We start from the raw sequence: 20,695 nt of genomic DNA, 5'->3' as shown, positions 1-20,695 counted from the left end.
GAATGATAATGTAGAAAAAGAAAAAATCTCATATGAAACCAAGGCTACATAATCTTAGTTTGAAGGGCATGGTGTTAACCAATTTCTTGAGTGATTTGAAATTTAAACCTTTGCGCACTGGCTGAATAGTTTTTAGCACAGTGTCGAATTGATGGGGGATAGGTATACCTTCTATAACTGCTTGAATGAATCTTACCGTAGAAAAACAATAGGTAATTTATAAATAGGAGTGAGTGAAAATGGCATATTTATTACAAGTTGATTTTCCGTTTGAAGGTCCTTTTGGTGAAGAAATGGAAAAAGCATTTTGGGATTTAGCAAAAAGTATTAATGAAGAAGAAGGATTCCATTGGAAAATATGGACGGAGAATGCAGAAACGAAAGAAGCTGGAGGCATCTATGTATTTGAAGAAAAACAAGATGCTGAAAAATACGCGGAAATGCACAAAAATAGACTTCAAACATTTGGTGTTAAAGATATTAGAGTAAGAATTTTCGCCATCAATGAAAAGTTAACGAAACTGAATCGTGGTTATAGTAAATAATGAGGGACTCAGAATTCAAAAAAGAAGGGGATAATCCCTTCTTTTTTGAATTAATGCTACAGAAAGAATAGCGTTTTTTTATTGTAGGGGCATCTCTTTTTGATAGTTTGATAGCAATGTAACAATACCCCATTATTGTGTTTCAGACTTCCCTTGTTCTAGAATGTATGCTTCTTCTTGTTCCGGTGTCGCTAACTCGTATGCTTGACCAGTGCTGTTATTTTCCCATTCCCATAATAAATTATGCTCTGCAACGGATTGAGAGAAATCGCCTTCATACCAACGAACCAAAATCTTGAGGTACTGTTCTTTATGTTGTAAGGTTCCACTATTACTTTCATCAATTACTCGACGTACTGTTTCGATGTTTTCTGGAGTCATTTTAATGAATCCTTGCTTTTCGTGAGATAATACTTTTTGATGAGTCATTTTGTGCATGGCACTGATTATATGACGATCAGAATTGAGGTCAAGTATTACCTCTTCCCCTTTAATTTTATCAGTCTGTTTTTCCTTAACGTCTGAACCTGCATATGTACCGACTTTGTAACCAGTAAAAATACCAACTGCTATAGCAATAAATAAGCTTGCTGTGATTTTAATCCACTTTTTCAAGCCTCGTTCCCCCTTTTATTGAAGTGTACCATAAAAGAAGAGCTATATATTGCTATCTATCTGTGTGATCTACATAAAGTATCATTCTTGGAAGTTGACCTTGTAGCGCTCTTTTTCGAAATTCACTATGTTTTCCAAAGAAAATAGTGAAAGGCAAGGCGATGAATACATTTACAAAATGACAAAATTGTAAGAATACACGAATGTTTGTAAGAAAGTTCGATGTTTTTCTTTTTCTTTTTTTATTATAGTGAAATAGAAGAAGAAAATATTCTCTTATGTAGGAAAGGAAGATAATAATGATTGATCTATTAAATAAATGGATGTTAGAAAGTACAGGCAATTTTAATATCGTTGTAGGACTTACAGCACTTCTATTTTTGGGTTCAGTAATTGCACTTATTTTTATTTACAAAAAAATTGGTAAACCAGCTGAAAGAACAAATGTTATTTATTTGAAAATTACTTCTCGTATGTTTACTACTCAAATTCTTATGAATGCTATATTTATTTCTTTAGTTGGTAAAGATATTGAGAATTTCCGTCAAATCTTTATATTATTTGAAGCATTTGTATTCTTTATTGGAGCTATTTATTCGTTTAAATTATATAGACAGGAATACAAATGATTCACTTATAAAAACCAGTAGTGATTTTATACACTACTGGTTTTTATTGTTCATTTTCAAATGTAAACTTTTCATTTTTAGTTAACTGCATATTTCATACATATAGGGTTAACAAAACGTCCCATTAACGGTATCAATGAAAAGAGGAAACCATATTCTCACAAAGGAACTTTCTTTTTTGTTATATGGATCTATGTACTTTTTATACATTCCTTTCCTAGCTCAGTTTTAGAGTTCTCGTTTGTTACTGAATGAACTGAAGATCCACATAAAAATTTGCATACTCTTAACCTGTGAATTTTCTAAAAACCTGACGATATCCCTCACATAAATCGTCTTTTGTACAGAAATAATAGAATTGTTGTAAAAATACCAGTCATGTTATTCAGCAATTGTGCCAGATTATAGAGTGATCTTATTAATTGTTTCGTTAAGATTGTGAAGAAGTGTATTTAGGTCATCGTGGCAATTTAGTTGGATGTAAGTGTTATAATATTATTAAAACTTAAGAAATGTAGGGGGAAAAATGAATAGTATGAAAAGACTGATTCAAGTCATCTTAGTAAGTACATCATTCCTGATTCTTAGTGGCTGTTATTTCTCTAAAGATAAACTGAATCAACCCATACAAGAATATTTAAAAACAAACTATGGAATACAAGGGGAGTTTTCTGTTATTCAGACAGATAATAATTGGTTTGGAGGAATTGGCCATCAAACTTATGTAGAAATGAAAAAGCCATATCATGCTTATCCGTTCTTCATGATTGAAAGAGATACTTTGAAAATCTTAAAAGATGATAGTGACGATATCTATCTCGAACAATTCAAGGGGGCATATATTGAGCAACACCCAGAAGTAGTTCAAGTAATTGAACAGATCATAAAAAAATATGGATTAGTGAGATATCCTAATAAATTTATCTCGGTAGAAAATGGTCCTGTTTATATATTTCCTTATGACAACTTTGAGTTTAATATAATTTATTCTCAAGAGCTACTTGGTGATTTTAAAAAGACTCAAAAGATAGATACTACTAAACTTTTACCTACATTAATACCAAGTGACCCCCGACGTGAAAATTATAATGTCAGGTATTTAGGTGTAGTAAATTTTCTATTTAAATTTGACATGTCTAAAAATAAACATCCTATTCCAAAGGCCCAAGATCTAATTGAGGACTTTCAAAAAAGTGGAGTATTAACAAAAGGGATATACAACATTGATATGCTAGTAGATGATTCAAATGGGGGATCGGAATATAATAGTGTAGCTTTGTTTGAAGTCGATGAAGATGGTAAATACACTATAATTGTTACTCCTAAATATGATGAGTTAGATAACTCTTACTTTTACGGAGATTATGCAGCAAAAACTCTAGAATAGAATCTTAGGTTGATTTGTTTAATCTTTTTTCAAAACACGTTTTTAATTTCTACTCGTTTATCAAGATTATTAACACCCATGCATTTATATGAAAATACGTATAGATTAAAAGTGAAAAAAGCTAGTTCTAGAGGAGCTTTAAGATATTGAATTGTAAAGAATAGTATCCTTGTACTAGAAGTATATTTATAGCTTGGATTTATTTTTTCTGACTTTCTATTTTAAATAAATATAAAATAAAAACCATTTTAGCATTCCAAAGCAACATTCCCTATACAAATCTTTAATGAATACAATAATCTATGAATAGAATTAACATTTTATCTATATTAAAACATCGAAAAGAGGTGGGACTTTGAACAAATGGGCTATATTATCTTTAATATGTGTACCGTATGCTCTTTTAACTATAATAAATGAGCATACATTACAAATAGGTGGATCAGCGAATATGTTTTGGAAAATTGGTTTATTTGCACCACTTATAGGCGTTTTATTTTCAGCTGGAGCCAGTAAAACTTACCAACGTGTTATGCTTGCAATATTTAATTTAGGTTACTATTTTGTACTTTACATATATATGATATACACTTTTTAAAATACTTCTATATTTGTTTATGAACATATATTTTAGGAGAAAATCATGAAAAATAAAACATACTATTTATCAATAATTTTCACAAGTCTTGTTTGTTTATTTTTATTTACAAAAGCTTTAGGATTTATCTTTTGGATAAATGGTGCACCAATAGACAAATGGGTAGCTTTGGTTGGTTTATTTACTATTCCGATTTTCATCTACTACTCTTTTCCAGGACGAAATTTTAAAAAAACGGTAACCATAGTTATAATAATAGTTCAAATAATATGGCTAAAATGGGCCATTAATCAGTCCAAATATTATGTACATGTTAACAGTAATAACATTCTCCCATCTCCATATGTAATTCAGGAGACTCCAAATTCAGATACTCCTATTTCTCTTGGTCAAAGACTTTTAACTAACTATACTTTTATAAATCAATTCATTCGCATATATATGTAAGAGAAAATGTCACAGAAAGTGATCGAGGGATTGTTGATTGGATAAAATATTTTGATAGCGAAATAAAAGAAGAAAAAGACGGACGCATCTATATCGAAACTTATAAGGGGACATTATTTTTTAAGTAAATTGTAAAGGGAGAATTCAATTTGAAATCTCCCTTTTACATTGAACCATTCACTACCTACTCTCCAAATATAAAAATATCAATGCTACTGGTTAAAAACAAGGGCCGGAATTCCGGCGCCTTTTCTATCCTAAAGTCTTACTCTATCTCTCCGTCTCAAAAAACTCAATCCATTCTCCATCAGGACCAGCGAAGAATATGTAACGTGTTCCATCTGGTAATGTTTCAATTTCTTCTCCTAGTAGGAAGGTTACGTCGTGTTTCTGTAGTCTTTCGATTTCATCCTCTAATGAATCCACTTTAAAGCAAATGTGATGTACTTTTCCTTCTGCCGGAAGAGAAGAGTTGTAGCCTTCAATTAATTCGAGTATCGTTTCCTTTGATTCTTCCACACCTAAAAAAGCGAGTTTTAAGTCTGGATTCGGGTGTCCCATACGTTTAATGAGCTGTAAGCCAACTACTTCTTCATAAAATGAAATAGATGTTTCTAAGTTTGCAACCATAAGTCCGACGTGTTCAATTCTTCTAACTGGCATGTAGATTCCCTCTTTCTGAAAATTATATACAATATGTTATTGAAAATTAAGAAAATAAGCAAGATAAAAACCTTACAAATTTTAGCGTGTTATATGGTATAGTGAGAAAGTATGTTTGGGGAGAAGGAAGGAGATTATACGATGAATACACCTACTCAAACTCCTTCATTATCGGAAACGATGAAAGAGTGGCATTATGCATTAGCGTACGAAATTAAACATTGGAAAACGATAGGTGGTAGTAAAATTTCTATCATGAACGGTCGTTTTTTATATACAGATTATGAAAGTACAGTATACGTATTTCAGCTTATTTCGGAAGTAAGCTTACCGGAAGGTTCACCAATTCGAATTGAGTTTGATGGTGAGGAAGCGACAGGGGAAGTATTATCTGTACATGGATTAGAAATAGAACTGAAATTAAATGAATATATACAAGGTGAAATACGAGAAGCGGTTTTATATAGTGAACCGTGGCAATTGTTAGAGCAATTACAAGAGCGATTAAAAGAAGCGCGTAAAGATAAGCTAAAACGTAATCGTATAAAGCGTCTTGTTGATGGGACGAGCAGTCCGAAACATATTGAGAAGATGAAAAATCCGAAAAATGAATTGGCGTATCGTTCATTTTACAATCCGACAACGTACGTGTGGGGACCGCCTGGGACAGGGAAGTCTTACAATTTATCACGTATTATTTCGGCCCATTATCAAAAAGGAAAATCGGTACTTGTATTAGCTCACAGTAATGCGGCAGTGGACGTATTAATGAGTGAAGTAACGAAGCAAATTGAAAAGAAAAAGAAATGGACGCCTGGCGAAATTGTTCGTTACGGTTATAGCCAACATGAACATATACGAAATCATGAAACGTTACTTGCGTCGAAATTAGTTGAAACGACGAACGGATCTTGGGGAGAAGAAAGACTCTATTTAGAAGAAACACGCCAAGATCTTCGTGAAAAGATTTTATCGTATAAAGCGACTTCTGCTGATAAGAAGCGTATACAAGAGATTGAAAGTGATCTTCGAAAGCAAAAAGCAAAAATTAAAGAAGTAGAAAAAGAATATATTGAAAATGCGAAAGTAATTGGTGCTACTTTATCGAAATGTGCGATTGATTCACTGATTTATGAGCGTACGTTTGATTTAGTTGTCGTAGATGAAGTGAGTATGGCATATGTTCCGCAAATTGCTTTAGCTGCTTCACTTGGAAAACGTATCGTCGTATGTGGTGACTTTTTACAGTTACCTCCGATCGCGATGGCGAACCATGAACTCGTTCGAAAATGGCTTGGGGAAGACATGTTTTACCATGCGGGGATTGTTGAGTCTGTTAATAAATCAGAAGCACATCCGAACCTCTTTATGTTGCAGGAACAAAGACGTATGCATGCGGATATATCGAAGTTTACAAACTCATTTATTTATAAAAATAGAGTATATGACCATCCGTCTGTTTCAGAACGTAAAGAACTTGCGAAATTACAACCGTTCGCAAATGAGGCGAGTGTTTTATTTGATACGAGCTTAATGGGGGCATTTTCGCTAAAAGATGCTGCATCTGGTTCTCGTTTTAACATTATGTCTGGTTTAGTAGCGATGCAAATGATGTTAATTGGACTGTTAGACGGTGTTCAGTCAATCGGTGTTGTTACACCTTACAGAGCGCAATCCCGCTTTTTATCAACGTGCATTAGAGAAATGTTGCAGAAAACGAAGTATCGTCACATACCTGTTTTAGCAGCGACTGTTCATAAGTTCCAAGGTTCTGAAAGAGATATGATGATTTTTGATACAGTGGATAGTTATCCGCAAGAACGTCCTGGTGTGTTATTCTTTGACCATAAAAACCATCGCCTCGTCAATGTTGCAGTGACAAGGGCGAGAGGGAAGCTCATTCAATTATCTGATTGCCATTATATGCGTAAAAACCTTTCGAGAAAACAAGCGTTATCACAATTAACAGCTCATATAGAACGTCACGGAGATGTGTATGATCGCACGACATCAAGACAATTGTGGGAGCGGAAAATTTCAAAACGTTTACGCTGGTTTATGGAAATGAATCTGGAAGAGCCGAAAGGGTTATTGAAAGATATTTTAGCTGCAAAACGAAAAATTATTATTTCACTTCCAAGTACAAAACAAGCGGACAAACGAGTATGGCAAGCGTTAATGCGTACAAATGCACAAATAACAGTGTATAGTGATGGACCAGTTCCATTAAAAAATGTAAAGTTACAAAGACAAAATAAAGCATTCCCATTTATCGTAATCGATGATGAAATCTTCTGGGCAGGCGCGCCACTCACATCCCAAATGATGTTTGAAGGTAGTACGGAATTTCCGTACGTATGTGCAAGACTGCAAGCACCAGAAACAATTGGTGTATTAAAAGGATTTTTAGATATTCGGTAAATTCGGATAGGAATTCCTTGACTTTTGATCGGAATGAACTTAGAATGAATGTAATTTAATAAAATTTTATGAAAATTCTTATCGCGAGAGGTTGAGGGACTGGCCCTATGACACCTCGGCAGCGGATTCTTTATGAATACTGTGCCAATTCCAGCAAGGTAACTTGAAAGATAAGAAAGAAGCTCATTTTGACTGTATATGCAGAAGCCTCTTTCTATCTTTTAGAAAGAGGCTTTTTTACGTGAAAATATAAGGGGGAAGAGAAATGGAAGCGACTGAAGTAACGTCACAAAGAAAAACAATTGAAGAGAGTATTGAAAGAAATAAGGAAAAGTACATAGAAACAAGTCACAATATTCATGCGAATCCGGAGATTGGTAACCAAGAGTTTTACGCATCTAGAACGTTAAGTTTATTGCTAGGTAGTGCGGGATTTCAGTTGCAGCACAATATAGCTGGTCATGAAACAGGATTTATCGCACGAAAAAGCTCGGGAAAACAAGGACCAGTTGTCGCATTTTTAGCTGAGTATGACGCTTTACCAGGACTCGGTCATGCGTGTGGTCACAATTTAATTGGCACAATTAGCGTTGCAGCAGCGATCGCATTATCAGAAACGCTTGAAGAAATTGGTGGGGAAGTTGTCGTGTTTGGTACTCCGGCTGAAGAAGGAGGGCCAAATGGTAGTGCGAAAGCGAGTTATGTAAAGGCTGGTTTATTTAAAGGTATTGATGCGGCACTTATGATTCATCCGAGCGGAAAAACAGCGACAACGAGCCCTTCACTAGCAGTCGATCCACTTGATTTTCACTTTTACGGAAAAACAGCTCATGCAGCAGCTTCACCAGAAGAAGGAATTAACGCATTAGATGCGATTATTCAGCTGTATAACAGCATTAACGCACTTCGCCAACAACTTCCGTCAGATGTGAAAATTCATGGCGTTATTACTGAGGGCGGAAAAGCACCTAACATTATTCCTGATTACGCTGCAGCAAGATTCTTCATCCGCGCAGCAACGCGAAAAAGATGTGCGGAAGTAACAGAGAAAGTAAGAAATATCGCAGAGGGAGCAGCACTAGCAACAGGTACGAAAGTGAAAATTCATCAATTCCAAAATGAAATCGATGAATTACTCGTAACAAAAACATTTAATGAAGTCGTAGCCGAAGAACTAGAATTACAAGGTGAAGACGTAAATCGGAAAGAAAGATTTGGCATCGGTTCAACAGATGCAGGAAATGTAAGCCAAGTCGTACCGACCATTCATCCGTACATTAAAATCGGTCCAGATGATTTAATTGCACATACGAATGAATTTAGAGAAGCAGCCCGTTCAGAATTAGGAGATAAAGCGTTAATTACATCCGCAAAAGCATTAGCGAATACGGCATATCGATTAATTACGGAAGAAGGTTTGTTAGAGAAGGTGAAGGAGGAGTTTAGAGAGGCGCAGAGGAATCAGGGGTAGATAGTTAAAGGGAGTGGGGGATCCACTCTTTTTTTTTGCGTAACACTGATGCTAAGATTTTTTTGCAGTAAAATCAATATTAGTGGAACTTTTTTTATCAAACTTTTTTCTAAATTAACATAAATACTTGCAATATTTAAATTAGTACTATATAGTTCTAGTTATGACAAAGGTAAAATTAATGAATCAAAAACGTGTGATTGAAGTAGCTGCAACATTATTTTTAGAAAAAGGGTTTGCTTATACAAGTATGGATGAATTAGTACGTGTAAGCAAAGTTTCAAAGTCTAATGTGTATTATCACTTTTCTAATAAGGAAGTACTATTAGAAAGGGTCGTTGATTATTGGATTGAAATGTATCAATCTGCAATTGATGACGTAATTTCTCAGAGCCAATTTTTAGTTGAAGATCGTATCCAACTGTTTTTAAAGCAATTATCACAAGGAGTTCAGTCGAGAGAGTATAAGGGGAGCTGTCCATTTATTACTCTTTATATTCAAAGTCCTACACAGGCCACGCAAATAAAAGAAAAAATAGGTCTTTTTTTTATAGGATTACAAAAGAAAGTTTCTCTATTACTTAAACAAGGGGTAGAGAATGGAGAATTCAGAAATACGATTAATATTGATGAGGTTGCATCCCTTTTTATTACAAATCTTGAAGGAGCGTTATTTATTTCAGAAACATTGAAGGATGCAACTGTAATCACGAAAACAGCAGATCATTTTTTAAAATTGCTTCGATAAAAGAAGCATTTTTTTTACATCAAATTAGTACTGAATAGTACTAAAAAGGGGATCTTATATGAGAACAGTATTTTTAACTGGTGGAACAGGCTTTATTGGAAAGCAATTAGTGAAAGAATTAGCCAAAGAGGATGTTAAAATTCTTCTTTTAGTGAGGTCGAAAAGTAAAGCAATACGCCTTTTTCAAGAAAGAGGCATCTTAAAAAAGGCAGTTATGGACTTTATTGAAGGTGATTTGACGAAAATAGATTTAGGTCTAAGTGCTGAAGATAAGGAAAGGGTATTGAAAACGGATGTGATTATTCACGCAGGAGGCCCCATGGATATTCAAGCGACAAGTAAAGAGGCAGCTTCCGTATTTTTAAATGGCGCAAAACATATTAGTGAATTAGCTAAAAGTATTCATCAATTGAAGGGCTTGCAACAATTTATTCATGTTGTAGGTTATATGAGCCCCTTTGATGATAAAAATAGCAAGATTGCAATTGATGTGTTTAAAGAGGGAAACGATTATTTGAAAATAAAGAATCCATATGAGAGAACAAAATTTTTAGCAGATCTTTATATCCGTCACCAGGCATCAGCAGTAGGTTATCCGCTTTCTGTAATTAATCCGCCAACTGTAGTCGGTAGTAGTAAAACAGGGAGTACAGAGCAGATAGCAGGATTAGGTTTGCTTGTGATGAGTATGCGAAGAGGGCTCATGCCAGTGATTCCTGGAGGTAAGGGATATAGGTTACCACTTATTTCAAACGATGAGCTTGCGAAGTTTATTGTGCAGGTTTTCAGATTGGAGCAACCGACTATTCAAACATATACACTTGTTGAAGACAAACAGCACGATCAGAACATGGCTGAATTATTAAGTATTATGTCGGAAAGTATGAATATGAGGGCACCAAAAATCTCTGTTCCAATGCCACTTATGAAAGCAATTATGAATAGTGGAGTAAGTAAAATAACAAAAATTCCTTCTGATGGACTGAATTTTATTACAAAACGAAAATTTTCAAATGTTTCAGCGAAAAAAATTATGGGAGGAGATTGGTTTAAGAAGACGAGTGTAATGAAATTTTTCCCTGCCGTAGTAGCTGATCTGGATTATCGAATGATGTATCAAAATGGCAAGCATAATCATTTATTTAAACGAACATTATGCGATAACACTACCCTTTACCAATTACAAGGAGAGGGTAAACCGTTTATTTTATTACATGGTTTATTGAGTGATGGAGAGGATTTATTTCCTTTAGCACAAGAGCTTCATGAAAAAACTGGTCAACCTGTATGGATCTTGGATCTTCCAGGTTTGGGACGTTCTCCTTTTAAACGAGATAAAAATCTTCTAAATATCTATTTGAATGTAGTGAAAAAGTTATTGGAGAAAGCTACTAATGGTGCACATCTAATTGGCCATTCATTCGGTGCGTTTATTCTTCTGAAAGCATTAGTACAAGAGTACATAGATAAGAAGTATTTAATTACTTTACTTCAGCCACCTGTTGTTAAAAAAAATGCTAAATTGCTAAATGTTCCTCAATTTATGAACAAATGGACATTAAAACTGGCAACTACTAATTTCATAGGACGATATTTATTAAGTAATGGTTTGTTTGAAAGTATGGAGAGCATCCCTGAACATTATATTGAAAAAATAAGGACCAGTTTTACTTCTCCTAGAATTTTAAATACTACGGTTCAGCTTAACAGTTTACTACTGAAAAATAATCAAGGTGATTTCAATGAAGTAACAAAGTATAATCTTCACATTATTTGGGGGGATTATGACAGAGGTTATTTTGCTCCATCGCATCTTGGTAAGGTTGATTTTGTTCCATATGGCCATCATTTTCCTCTTAGCCATCCGAGTGAAACGGCAACATTAGTAATAAAAAATAGTAATACTAGTAGATGAGAGTGTGGGATAAATTAATATATGTATTATCTTATAAAAAAACTCATCAGGATTCATTCTGATGAGTTTTTTTGTTTATATAATTTATCAATAATTATTCTTTTTTCTCCGGCTGATAGGAAAGAATAACGACACCTGAACTGGTCGTTCTTGTTTCTATAAGTTTTAATGCTTTTGTATTGTTCTGGTCTTTAAAGAGACGCTTTCCACTCCCTACGATAACGGGATTGACTATAAAGTGATATTCATCAATGAGGTCATGTTGCATTAATGTTTGTGTAAGATCACTGCTGCCATAAATTAAAAGGTTCTGACCGGGCTGTTCCTTCAGTTTCGATATTTCTTCTACAATATTACCCTTGATAAGATTTGCATTCCATTCGATTTTTTCCAAAGTTGTTGAAGCAACAAATTTAGGCATGCTGTTCATCTTATCAGCAAAACCCTCTTCATCAGTCATAGAAGGCCAAGCAGCTGCAAAACCTTGATAGGTTACTCGCCCTAGTAGAAGAGCTTCACTTTCAAACAGTAAATTGGATTGAAACTTTGCCACTTCTTCATTGAAGTATGGAGCAGTCCAAGTTGGTTCCTCCATGACACCATCTAGTGAGAGGTACATCGATACAATTATTTGTCCCATTTTGTTCTCCTTTAGTTTTAAATTGAGATTTTTTACATATCGGTAACACAGTTATTAATTCTCCAGCTAGAGAAATTCTCCCTTTTTAATAGTTTCGACAAAATGTGTTTATGTATGTTTTGGAATAACCTAATATATATTAATAACTTTGAAATATTGTATAACTTCTAATTTTTATGCATGATTGATTAGCATTGCTTATTGTGCTAACGAATCAGAATAGTATGGCGACCGACCAACTAAATCGTTGCTTATCCTCAATTATTAGAAGGGAAGTTCTATCATTTCGCGAATTTATTAGACATAGACGAGTGCTATAATTTTCTATATGTACATAAAGAGGTGACTACGCATGAATCAAAGACCATCAGAAGAAGAATACGCGGGGAACTCCGGCGAATATATCCGTTTGGTGCCGGACGGTAACATCATCGATATTCTGCTCGCCCAGGAAAAGAAAATGATCGAGCTCCTGGCATCGTTGACCGAAAGCCAGGCCGCATATCGGTATGCGGAAGGAAAATGGACGCTGAAAGAAGTCGTGGGCCACATTGCCGACGCAGAACGCGTCATGACCTACCGCCTGCTCCGGTTCGCAAGAGGGGACCAGACGCCTCTGACCAGTTTCGATCAGGAATTGTTCATGCCTCCTTTCGGAAGTTGGACAACCGAGCAATTGACCGAGGACTACCGGGCCGTACGGCAATCAACGATCACATTGCTGCGCGGGCTACCAGCGGAGGCGTGGACCCGCAAGGGCACAGCCAACAACCTAAGCATTACGGCGCGCGCCCTCGCGTACGGCATCGCAGGACACGAACTTCATCATATGGGGGTCATCCAAAATCGGTACTTGAGTTAATCGTCGGCTAAGGCCTTTGGAATGGAACTAACACCTTTCATACAACCTTAGATACCGTTCTTATTGGGGCCTGCCCCACAACCATCAACTTAAGGATTTAGACTATTTTTGAAATTAAAAGCACGTTACTATTCTCTTATGTTAATGAGAAAGGGTGACGTGCTTTTTATGAATATGCACCAAAAACAAGAGTTATATTAATTTTTCTCATTTTGGAGTATTTGTTTTTCTTAGATTGATGGTGATGGGGTAATACTCTATAATGGTCAAATTAAAATTAAAAACAGTTATAGAGACTCCATCGCTGGGAAATATTATAACTATTAAGTTGTAAAAAGAACTGTAGTTTTTCATTGTTGAAAAAGCTATGGTCTTTTTTTATTGTAACAAAGATAGGATGCGAGGAAGGTTTTTATAAATCAAAAAAAATTGATAAACTAGTTGCATATAAAACTCATCTGCGTATATACTATAAATATCAAAAAAATTGATGAAGGGAGAGGAACCTACAGTGGCACAGTATTTTAAGTTATATGAGAAAAAGTTTAAAGCGTTGGCTGATCAGAAGCGTTTAGAGATTATGTATGAACTTTGTCAGCGAGGCCAGACTTGTGTATGTGATTTAACAGAGGTTTTTGACATGACGCAATCTAAGTTGTCCTATCATTTAAAGATCTTATTAGATGCAGGTTTAATTGTAAAAGAAACAAAAGGTACGTGGAGTTATTATGATTTAAATGATGCGGAAGTAAATAATTTATTATCAGAAGAATTATGTTGTATCTTTAGAAAAACAGGAAAAGGTAGCTGTTGTTAAAATTTTGCACTATTAATCAAAAAAAATTGATTAATGACATATAAAGAGGAGGAATAAGCTATGAGATATGTTCATATTGGTATAAATGTTACGGATTTAGAGAAGTCTATTGAATTCTACGAAAAGGTATTTGGTGTGTCACCAGTTAAGGTGAAAGTGGATTATGCAAAATTTTTATTAGAGACGCCAGGACTTAACTTCACGCTAAACGTACGAGATGAAGTGAAGGGAAATCAAGTAAATCATTTCGGTTTCCAAGTGGATACAGCTGAAGAGATTACATTGCATAAAGAAAGATTAGAAAAAGAAGGTTTCTTTGCACGTGATGAGATGGATACAACTTGTTGCTATGCGGTTCAAGATAAGTTTTGGGTAACGGATCCTGATGGGAACGAGTGGGAATTCTTTTATACAAAAGCACAGAGTGATGTTCATAAAATAGAAGAGGCATCTTGTTGCACGACTTCTAACGTAGTAGAACAAAATTCTTGTTGTTAATAGGAGATGGAAAATAAAATGAAACGTTTATCTTTTCTAGATCGATATTTAACACTATGGATTTTTCTAGCTATGGCTGTTGGGATTGGTTTAGGGTTTGTGTTTCCTAGTGTAGTAGACGGACTGAATACATTACAAGTTGGCACGACATCTATTCCGCTTGCTGTTGGTTTAATTGTCATGATGTATCCACCATTAGCAAAGGTTCGTTATGAGGAAATGGGGCGCGTATTTAAAGACGTAAAAGTATTGGTTTTATCTTTAGTACAAAACTGGATTATTGGACCTGTACTTATGTTTGTTTTAGCAATTATTTTTCTTCCTGATAAGCCAGAATACATGGTCGGACTCATTATGATTGGTTTAGCACGTTGTATTGCAATGGTAATTGTTTGGAACGACCTTGCAGATGGGGATAAAGAGTATGCTGCAGGTTTAGTAGCTTTCAACTCAGTATTTCAAATGTTATTCTTCTCCGTTTATGCATACGTGTTTGTAACAGTCATTCCAGAATGGTTAGGGATTGAAGGAGCTATTGTTGATATTACAATGATAGAAGTAGCGAAATCCGTATTTATCTATTTGGGAATTCCTTTTATAGCAGGTATGTTGACACGCTTTGTACTCGTTAAGTTAAAAGGAAGACAGTGGTATGAAAAGGTGTTTATACCTAAAATTAGTCCACTTACATTGCTGGCATTGCTATTTACAATCATCATTATGTTCTCTTTAAAAGGGGAAATGATTGTTAGCGTGCCACTAGATGTTGTAAGAATAGCGATTCCGTTATTAATCTATTTTATTGTCATGTTTTTTGTTTCTTTCTTTATGGGAAGAAAAATTGGTGCAAACTATCCAGTGACTACAACGTTAGCATTTACAGCAGGTAGTAATAACTTTGAGTTAGCAATTGCTGTAGCAGTTGGTGTGTTTGGTATTCATTCAGGCGCAGCATTTGCAGCTGTTATTGGCCCGTTAGTGGAAGTACCTGTAATGATTGCACTTGTAAACGTCGCTTTTTGGTTTAAGCGTAAATATTTTAATGATCAACCAGTATAATTTAAAAACAAAGGCGGAAAACAACATGGAAAACAAAAAGACAATCTATTTCTTATGCACAGGAAATTCATGCCGAAGCCAAATGGCAGAAGCATGGGGCAAACAATATTTAGGTGATAAGTGGAATGTATATTCTGCAGGAATCGAAGCACACGGAGTAAATCCAAATGCTATTAAAGCGATGAATGAAGTAAATATTGATATAACGAATCAAACATCAGATATAATCGATTCAAATATTTTAAATACCGCTGATTTAGTTGTTACCCTTTGTAGTCATGCAGATTCTGTTTGTCCTTCGACACCTTCGCACGTAAATCGTGTTCACTGGGGATTTGATGATCCAGCAGGAAAAGAGTGGTCTGAATTTCAACGTGTTCGTGATGAAATTGGAGAACGGATTAAAAGATTTTCTGAAACAGGGGAGTAAATAAAGGTAAGAGCCAATCTTCTATTGTATAGGGAATTGGCTCTTTTTTATTGATTTAAAACAATTATTAAAATGAATAGAGAATATTCTGTCATGGTGGTAAAGTTAGAACAGGGCAGTTTCAGGGGGGGGGCGGAACATATGATTTCTGAATTAAACAAGGATGATTTTTATAAATGTAACGGTTTAGTAAATGCAAAAGGTCAATTAGAAGTAAAGGCTGTAATTGCAGGAGTGAATCCTGGCCGTATATTCGTAGGTAACATCTATTCTCCTAATTCAGGACTTATTTGGTTAGGGAATAACGATGGCTTCTTCTTTATTGGAGATGCTGAAAATGAAAAATTTAATAATGAAATGAATAGCTTTATTGATAATGTAATAATACCTGAGGCTAGAAAGGTTGGACTAACTAGCTTTGAAGGAATCGGTAATCATTCAAAGTGGAATAAAACAATCGAAAGGATATTTCAACAACGTAATTTAAAGAGTTGGAATCAAAGAGTGTATACGCTAAAGGAAGAAGATTATGTGGGGAATCATGAACCTAAAATTGAACAAGGGTATATAGTGTTGAAAATGAGTAAAACTCTTTATGAGAATCAAAGAGATTCATTGAAAAATATTGAGTTTTTACAATCGAAAATTTTAGAGTTTTGGTCTTCAACGGATGAATTTTTTAACGAGGGAATAGGCTATTGTATAGTTTTTGACAACATGATTGTAAGTGTTTGTTTTTCGGGGTTCGTCTTTGACAATATACACTGTATAGATATTGAAACGATAGAAGGTCACCAAGGGAGAAAATTAGCTCAAACGATAGCTCATAGTTTCGTAAAAGAGTGTTTGGAGAATAATATCATTCCATATTGGGACTGCATGGAATTAAATAAGCCTTCTGTGGCCATTGTAGAAAATGTAAGTTTTACAAATGTGTTTAATTATGTAGGCTATTATTTTCCTTTTGAGTAAATGAAGTGTATGTTACAAACCTATCATCGAGGGTTTTTACATGGAAGGAGAATAAGATGAAACAAATAATAAAAGACATATTAATAAATTATTTTAAAGAAATCCATACATTAGTAGTGGAAGAAGAACTACATAAGAATAGCTGGCATACAGATCTACACTATAAAATCATCGTAAATGGAGATCGGTATTCTGCACGGTTTATAAATAGCAATCGAACAATCAATCCGGCCTTTGGGACGTTATCAAATGAACAATTGAAAGAGCAAGTGCGGTTTACGTATTATTTACGAGAGCATGGAATTCCATTTATGCAGATTAAGGAGAATAAGGCGGGGGGTTCCTTTACATGTGTCACTTGGAATGAGGAACAGTACCGGTTTGTATTGTCTATTTGGATAGAAGGGGAACATGTTACTCATTGTACAGAAACGATGGCAGAAGTCTTTGGAAAGGAAGCAAGAAAAATACATGATATTTCTAGTGTGTTTCAAAGCTCGACTTTTCAAAAGAAATCTCATTTAGATGGATATGGTGAGTTTATTAAGCTATTAGAAAATAAGGGTTGTACAAGTAAGGAATTGAGAGGTTATATAGATTTCGCTAAGTACCATATAGAATGCGCGCATAAGAGTAATTTAGAGTTTATTGTACAAACTGATTTAAATCCTTTAAATGTCATATGGAACTCCAATCAACGTGTAAAAGGAATTGTAGATTTTGAATCGATTGGATATATTGATCGTATGGAAGGGCTAGCTTTTTTAATAAAGTGGTATTCCCGGACAGAAGGAATAGAGTCACATGTAGTATGTTCGGAAGTTGCTAGAGCATTTTTAGAAGGGTACGGAGATAGTAACATTTTAACATCAAATGATTATGAAAGACTTTCTTCGTTACTATGGTTATCCGGTAGTTTGAATTGGAATTTTGTTAAAAAGACGTTGAGCCTAATAGGTGAAGAGAGTGCATTAGTAGAACATTTGAGAATTTATAAAAGAAGAGGAGAAAGACTGTCGTCATTGTTAATTTGTAGATAACATTTATTCTTCTAATTTGGATGCGAAAAAGAAAGTATATGAGGTGTTCAAAAAATGAAAATACAAATTGTATTGTTTGATGGTTTTGGAGAACTGGTCTCCTTTGCACCTTTTGAAGTATTGAAAAGAGCGATAGAAGAAGGGGCTCCATTTACGGTTGAACTCGTATCAAGTGTACAGAAACAAGAAGTTACTACTTCATTTGGAGTTACGGTGAAACTACATGATTTTTTGCGAATAGATAATCGTCCAGATTTGTTAATTGTACCTGGTGGAGGCTGGAATCATAAAGCTGAGCACGGGGCACGAAAGGAAGCTGAGCTTGGTACTTTGACTAAAATGATTAGAGAGATGCACAACGAAGGAACGATTGTTGCGGGAGTTTGTACTGGAGGTATGTTACTAGCTGCATCCGGTATATAAAATGATAAAAAGGCGACAATGCATCATTTGACGCAGAGTGAAATGAGTGAATATGGAGCAGAGTTTCTTCCTTATAGAATTGTAGATCAAGGGAATGTTATTACTGCAAGAGGAGTTACTTCAGGAGTTGACTTAGGACTTTGGATCACGGAAAGGTTCGCAAGTCCAAAAATTGCAACTGCTGTTGAATATAGAATGGAATACGAGCGGCGGGGTGTTGTTTGGAATTGATTTGACCGTAATCATAGTTTTCTGCTGTAGAGTGTATTAAATATTGTAAAGGAGAAAGAGCCAACTCATATGAGCAGGCTCTTCATTTTCTATGTTTAATAATTAGGCTGAATATAACCTAATTTTATTCCTTTCGTCACGGCTTCTAAAGAAGAGGAAACATTTAATTTATCAAATACGTGTTGAATGTGATTAGAGATTGTACGTTCGCTAGCGTATAGCATAGAAGCAATTTCTTTGCGCTTATAGCCATCACATAGTAATTGTAAAATTTGTTTTTCACTATGAGTTAATTCTTCAATTATTTCTGTAGAGATTGGAAAATGAAGTGCGCCGTTATTAATGTCATTTAATATTTGTACCAATACTTCGGGTAAAATATTTTTATTAATAAAACCACTCACACCTAGTTTTTGAGCTTCATACTGGTAAACAGGTAAATCATAACCTGTTAATATAACTATTTTTGTATTACATTTACTATCCAAAATCATTTTCGCTACTTCCAAACCATCTTCACTACTGATATTGCTTAAATTAATATCTAGTAAGATAATATCTGGTTTAAACTGATTAATAATTGTAATGAAATTTTCGATATTTTGTAATGAGTGAAAGGCATCTATTTCAGGATAATCTTCTAAGGCTATTTCCAAGCTTTTTGCAAACAAAGCGTGATCATCTATTAATAAAATGTTTATAGGAATCGTCTCCTTTCATCGGAATAAAAATAGTAATATATAAACCAGAAGGATTACTATTTGAAATGGTCATTTCACCATTTAATAAAAGTAGCTGTTCTTTAATTGAATTCAATCCTTTATGATCATTTAGAATGTCTGTGTTGGTAGTTGTTAAACCTATACCATCATCTTTCACAATAAGTTGTATTTCACCATTTTGTTGTGTTAAATGTAAATCTATCTGTGAACAATTTGAATGTTTGAATGCATTCGTTACTAGTTCTTTTAAAATTCGATATACGACAAGCTGATAGGGTTCTACTAAAAACAAGTCGTCATTACACGTAAAGGATATATTAACATGTTTCATTTCATATTTTTTTTGTATCATTTTGAGTAAATTAAGATAATTTTCTTTTAATGTAAGTGTTTTTAATAGAGTTGGATGATACTCTTGCATTTCAATTCGTATTGTATGACTTAAGTTGTCCAGTGTCGCTACGATCATGTCATGAATTTCTTTTTTGTTAGATTTGTTCATCATATTTTTAACAGCTAATATGTCTTGTAGTATTTCATCGTGTAAATAATTAGAAAATCCACTTTTTAATTGTTCTTCTTTCACTATTTGTACTAAGTTATGAATATAAGAACTGTCGGGTAAAGTTTTTAATTCTTTTGTATTCAAATTTGAAATAGTGTTTTTTGTGTCTTGAAATAATAATGTGAAATAAAGCTGAACGAACCATATAATTGTATGTATAAAAATGAAATAAGTCATCATATGAAATTGAAATAGTACCCCAAGTGCACTCATAAAAATAAAAATGCATAAAAACATAAAAATAATCGCGCCTTTTTTTAAGGGGAAATATTGTTTCATAGACATATGATTTTTAAAAGCTATTGCATGAATACTAAATAGGGGGAACAAAATTATTATGTACCATCCTAAATTATTTACGTATTCGGGATTCTTTCCAAATAACGTAACATATACGATAAAAGGAACGATAAGAATTGTAGTAGATTTAAGTAAATGCTTTTTTTCACTTTTACAAACAAATTGTATTCGTTTGTAATGTTGCAGGAACAGAAAAATAATGCAACTAACACTAATAAGCCATTGAAATGAAAATAGAACGGAGAATATTCTATCGTTTATTAAGTATGCGCCTAATGTTAGTAAACATATAAATCGTAAAATCCAATCCTTTTCTTTTTTATAACTATAAATAGAATCTTGGAAAAAGAATAGGAGTATAAATTGCACGATCTTATATAGAATCAAGACACTAAGCAGTGTACTGAATGTACAAAAAATCTGTTCATCATTTAGTGTAAGTAAAAACTGCCAAGAAGTAAAAAGTAGTAAACTCGAAAACTGTGATAATAGAGTATTGTTTTTTAAATTGATAAAACTAATATATGATCCATAAATGGACATGATCGTTATAAACAGTAAAGGGAGTAATTTTGCTGTTCCTATAATATCGTTCATTGAAAATTCATAGCACAAAAAAATAATCATACAAAGTTGATTAATTAAAATTAAAACTTGTTTTTGTTCATAGTACTTTTTCATAAATTCACTTACCTTT

21 protein-coding genes, 1 pseudogene and 1 riboswitch are annotated in these 20,695 nt (G+C 34.1%); of the genes and pseudogenes, 17 read left to right on the top strand and 5 right to left on the bottom strand.

What is annotated here, in order from left to right:
• The first annotated feature begins 239 nt into the window (after nucleotides 1-239).
• The gene (locus ACZ76X_RS03475) at nucleotides 240-545 is read left to right on the top strand and encodes a monooxygenase (protein WP_479849548.1); all 306 of its coding nucleotides are present in this window, start codon (nucleotides 240-242) and stop codon (nucleotides 543-545) included.
• A gap of 132 nt (nucleotides 546-677) precedes the next feature.
• Here ACZ76X_RS03475 and ACZ76X_RS03470 read toward each other — a convergent pair whose 3' ends face one another.
• Complete coding sequence (locus tag ACZ76X_RS03470) at nucleotides 678-1,160, bottom strand: PRK06770 family protein (protein WP_479849547.1); 483 nt, start codon at nucleotides 1,158-1,160, stop codon at nucleotides 678-680.
• Nucleotides 1,161-1,459: 299 nt separating this feature from the next.
• Between ACZ76X_RS03470 and ACZ76X_RS03465 the strand changes: the two genes are divergently transcribed.
• From ACZ76X_RS03465 to ACZ76X_RS03450, 4 genes are all read left to right on the top strand, one after another.
• Entirely contained in the window at nucleotides 1,460-1,789 is a 330-nt protein-coding gene (locus ACZ76X_RS03465; protein WP_479849546.1) for a 6-aminohexanoate hydrolase, read from the top strand.
• 526 nt (nucleotides 1,790-2,315) lie between these two features.
• Nucleotides 2,316-3,176 (top strand): hypothetical protein, encoded by an 861-nt coding sequence (locus ACZ76X_RS03460; protein WP_479849545.1) that lies wholly within the window; start codon nucleotides 2,316-2,318, stop codon nucleotides 3,174-3,176.
• A gap of 355 nt (nucleotides 3,177-3,531) precedes the next feature.
• Entirely contained in the window at nucleotides 3,532-3,774 is a 243-nt protein-coding gene (locus ACZ76X_RS03455) for a hypothetical protein (protein WP_479849544.1), read from the top strand.
• Between the two features lie 45 nt (nucleotides 3,775-3,819).
• Nucleotides 3,820-4,221 (top strand): hypothetical protein, encoded by a 402-nt coding sequence (locus ACZ76X_RS03450; protein WP_479849543.1) that lies wholly within the window; start codon nucleotides 3,820-3,822, stop codon nucleotides 4,219-4,221.
• A 270-nt stretch (nucleotides 4,222-4,491) separates the two neighbouring features.
• On the opposite strand, the gene ACZ76X_RS03445 is transcribed toward ACZ76X_RS03450, so the two are convergent.
• Complete coding sequence (locus ACZ76X_RS03445) at nucleotides 4,492-4,884, bottom strand: VOC family protein (protein WP_479849542.1); 393 nt, start codon at nucleotides 4,882-4,884, stop codon at nucleotides 4,492-4,494.
• A gap of 111 nt (nucleotides 4,885-4,995) precedes the next feature.
• Between ACZ76X_RS03445 and ACZ76X_RS03440 the strand changes: the two genes are divergently transcribed.
• The 4 genes from ACZ76X_RS03440 (at nucleotide 4,996) to ACZ76X_RS03425 (ending at nucleotide 11,439) form a co-directional block, all read left to right on the top strand.
• Complete coding sequence (locus ACZ76X_RS03440; RefSeq protein WP_479849541.1) at nucleotides 4,996-7,305, top strand: AAA domain-containing protein; 2,310 nt, start codon at nucleotides 4,996-4,998, stop codon at nucleotides 7,303-7,305.
• Between the two features lie 75 nt (nucleotides 7,306-7,380).
• Nucleotides 7,381-7,482, top strand: a riboswitch (SAM riboswitch).
• Nucleotides 7,483-7,570: 88 nt separating this feature from the next.
• On the top strand, nucleotides 7,571-8,776 hold the full coding sequence (locus ACZ76X_RS03435; RefSeq protein ID WP_479849540.1) for a M20 family metallopeptidase: 1,206 nt from the start codon (nucleotides 7,571-7,573) through the stop codon (nucleotides 8,774-8,776).
• 181 nt (nucleotides 8,777-8,957) lie between these two features.
• Nucleotides 8,958-9,524: a TetR/AcrR family transcriptional regulator gene (locus ACZ76X_RS03430; protein ID WP_061657268.1), complete on the top strand. Its 567-nt coding sequence runs from the start codon at nucleotides 8,958-8,960 to the stop codon at nucleotides 9,522-9,524.
• Between the two features lie 58 nt (nucleotides 9,525-9,582).
• Entirely contained in the window at nucleotides 9,583-11,439 is a 1,857-nt protein-coding gene (locus ACZ76X_RS03425) for an alpha/beta fold hydrolase (RefSeq protein ID WP_479849539.1), read from the top strand.
• Between the two features lie 94 nt (nucleotides 11,440-11,533).
• Here ACZ76X_RS03425 and ACZ76X_RS03420 read toward each other — a convergent pair whose 3' ends face one another.
• Nucleotides 11,534-12,079 (bottom strand): dihydrofolate reductase family protein, encoded by a 546-nt coding sequence (locus ACZ76X_RS03420; RefSeq protein ID WP_479849538.1) that lies wholly within the window; start codon nucleotides 12,077-12,079, stop codon nucleotides 11,534-11,536.
• A 352-nt stretch (nucleotides 12,080-12,431) separates the two neighbouring features.
• Between ACZ76X_RS03420 and ACZ76X_RS03415 the strand changes: the two genes are divergently transcribed.
• The 8 genes and pseudogenes from ACZ76X_RS03415 to ACZ76X_RS03380 all read left to right on the top strand — a co-directional run bounded on the left by ACZ76X_RS03415 (nucleotide 12,432) and on the right by ACZ76X_RS03380 (nucleotide 18,411).
• Entirely contained in the window at nucleotides 12,432-12,941 is a 510-nt protein-coding gene (locus ACZ76X_RS03415) for a DinB family protein (RefSeq protein WP_479849537.1), read from the top strand.
• A 490-nt stretch (nucleotides 12,942-13,431) separates the two neighbouring features.
• Complete coding sequence (arsR, locus tag ACZ76X_RS03410) at nucleotides 13,432-13,758, top strand: arsenical resistance operon transcriptional regulator ArsR (protein ID WP_479849536.1); 327 nt, start codon at nucleotides 13,432-13,434, stop codon at nucleotides 13,756-13,758.
• A gap of 60 nt (nucleotides 13,759-13,818) precedes the next feature.
• Nucleotides 13,819-14,256: an ArsI/CadI family heavy metal resistance metalloenzyme gene (locus ACZ76X_RS03405; RefSeq protein ID WP_061656578.1), complete on the top strand. Its 438-nt coding sequence runs from the start codon at nucleotides 13,819-13,821 to the stop codon at nucleotides 14,254-14,256.
• A gap of 18 nt (nucleotides 14,257-14,274) precedes the next feature.
• On the top strand, nucleotides 14,275-15,315 hold the full coding sequence (gene arsB / locus ACZ76X_RS03400; protein WP_046954878.1) for an ACR3 family arsenite efflux transporter: 1,041 nt from the start codon (nucleotides 14,275-14,277) through the stop codon (nucleotides 15,313-15,315).
• 25 nt (nucleotides 15,316-15,340) lie between these two features.
• On the top strand, nucleotides 15,341-15,745 hold the full coding sequence (arsC, locus tag ACZ76X_RS03395; protein ID WP_479849535.1) for an arsenate reductase (thioredoxin): 405 nt from the start codon (nucleotides 15,341-15,343) through the stop codon (nucleotides 15,743-15,745).
• 141 nt (nucleotides 15,746-15,886) lie between these two features.
• Nucleotides 15,887-16,717: a GNAT family N-acetyltransferase gene (locus ACZ76X_RS03390; protein WP_479849534.1), complete on the top strand. Its 831-nt coding sequence runs from the start codon at nucleotides 15,887-15,889 to the stop codon at nucleotides 16,715-16,717.
• A gap of 56 nt (nucleotides 16,718-16,773) precedes the next feature.
• Complete coding sequence (locus tag ACZ76X_RS03385) at nucleotides 16,774-17,757, top strand: phosphotransferase (RefSeq protein ID WP_479849533.1); 984 nt, start codon at nucleotides 16,774-16,776, stop codon at nucleotides 17,755-17,757.
• A 54-nt stretch (nucleotides 17,758-17,811) separates the two neighbouring features.
• Nucleotides 17,812-18,411 (top strand): annotated as a pseudogene (locus tag ACZ76X_RS03380) (DJ-1/PfpI family protein).
• A 95-nt stretch (nucleotides 18,412-18,506) separates the two neighbouring features.
• Here the strand turns inward: ACZ76X_RS03380 and ACZ76X_RS03375 are convergent.
• Together ACZ76X_RS03375 and ACZ76X_RS03370 are read right to left on the bottom strand one after the other, a co-directional pair.
• Nucleotides 18,507-19,112 (bottom strand): response regulator transcription factor, encoded by a 606-nt coding sequence (locus ACZ76X_RS03375; RefSeq protein ID WP_479849862.1) that lies wholly within the window; start codon nucleotides 19,110-19,112, stop codon nucleotides 18,507-18,509.
• Nucleotides 19,090-20,679 (bottom strand): ATP-binding protein, encoded by a 1,590-nt coding sequence (locus ACZ76X_RS03370; protein WP_479849532.1) that lies wholly within the window; start codon nucleotides 20,677-20,679, stop codon nucleotides 19,090-19,092. Before ACZ76X_RS03370 ends, ACZ76X_RS03375 begins: the two co-directional genes overlap by 23 nt.
• Nucleotides 20,680-20,695: the final 16 nt, after the last annotated feature.

The sequence above is a fragment of the Bacillus sp. BC05(2025) genome (genome assembly GCF_056725905.1).
Note: the sequence above shows the minus strand (reverse complement) of the source record. Positions and strands in the feature narration are given on the sequence as shown.

Coding starts and splice junctions, on each gene's coding strand:
- ACZ76X_RS03475 (WP_479849548.1), top strand. CDS start 240: ATGGCATATTTATTACAAGTTGATTTTCCGTTTGAAGGTCCTTTTGGT.
- ACZ76X_RS03465 (WP_479849546.1), top strand. CDS start 1,460: ATGATTGATCTATTAAATAAATGGATGTTAGAAAGTACAGGCAATTTT.
- ACZ76X_RS03460 (WP_479849545.1), top strand. CDS start 2,316: ATGAATAGTATGAAAAGACTGATTCAAGTCATCTTAGTAAGTACATCA.
- ACZ76X_RS03450 (WP_479849543.1), top strand. CDS start 3,820: ATGAAAAATAAAACATACTATTTATCAATAATTTTCACAAGTCTTGTT.
- ACZ76X_RS03445 (WP_479849542.1), bottom strand. CDS start 4,884: ATGCCAGTTAGAAGAATTGAACACGTCGGACTTATGGTTGCAAACTTA.
- ACZ76X_RS03440 (WP_479849541.1), top strand. CDS start 4,996: ATGTTTGGGGAGAAGGAAGGAGATTATACGATGAATACACCTACTCAA.
- ACZ76X_RS03435 (WP_479849540.1), top strand. CDS start 7,571: ATGGAAGCGACTGAAGTAACGTCACAAAGAAAAACAATTGAAGAGAGT.
- ACZ76X_RS03430 (WP_061657268.1), top strand. CDS start 8,958: ATGAATCAAAAACGTGTGATTGAAGTAGCTGCAACATTATTTTTAGAA.
- ACZ76X_RS03425 (WP_479849539.1), top strand. CDS start 9,583: ATGAGAACAGTATTTTTAACTGGTGGAACAGGCTTTATTGGAAAGCAA.
- ACZ76X_RS03420 (WP_479849538.1), bottom strand. CDS start 12,079: ATGGGACAAATAATTGTATCGATGTACCTCTCACTAGATGGTGTCATG.
- ACZ76X_RS03415 (WP_479849537.1), top strand. CDS start 12,432: ATGAATCAAAGACCATCAGAAGAAGAATACGCGGGGAACTCCGGCGAA.
- arsR (WP_479849536.1), top strand. CDS start 13,432: ATGAAGGGAGAGGAACCTACAGTGGCACAGTATTTTAAGTTATATGAG.
- ACZ76X_RS03405 (WP_061656578.1), top strand. CDS start 13,819: ATGAGATATGTTCATATTGGTATAAATGTTACGGATTTAGAGAAGTCT.
- arsB (WP_046954878.1), top strand. CDS start 14,275: ATGAAACGTTTATCTTTTCTAGATCGATATTTAACACTATGGATTTTT.
- arsC (WP_479849535.1), top strand. CDS start 15,341: ATGGAAAACAAAAAGACAATCTATTTCTTATGCACAGGAAATTCATGC.
- ACZ76X_RS03390 (WP_479849534.1), top strand. CDS start 15,887: ATGATTTCTGAATTAAACAAGGATGATTTTTATAAATGTAACGGTTTA.
- ACZ76X_RS03385 (WP_479849533.1), top strand. CDS start 16,774: ATGAAACAAATAATAAAAGACATATTAATAAATTATTTTAAAGAAATC.
- ACZ76X_RS03370 (WP_479849532.1), bottom strand. CDS start 20,679: ATGAAAAAGTACTATGAACAAAAACAAGTTTTAATTTTAATTAATCAA.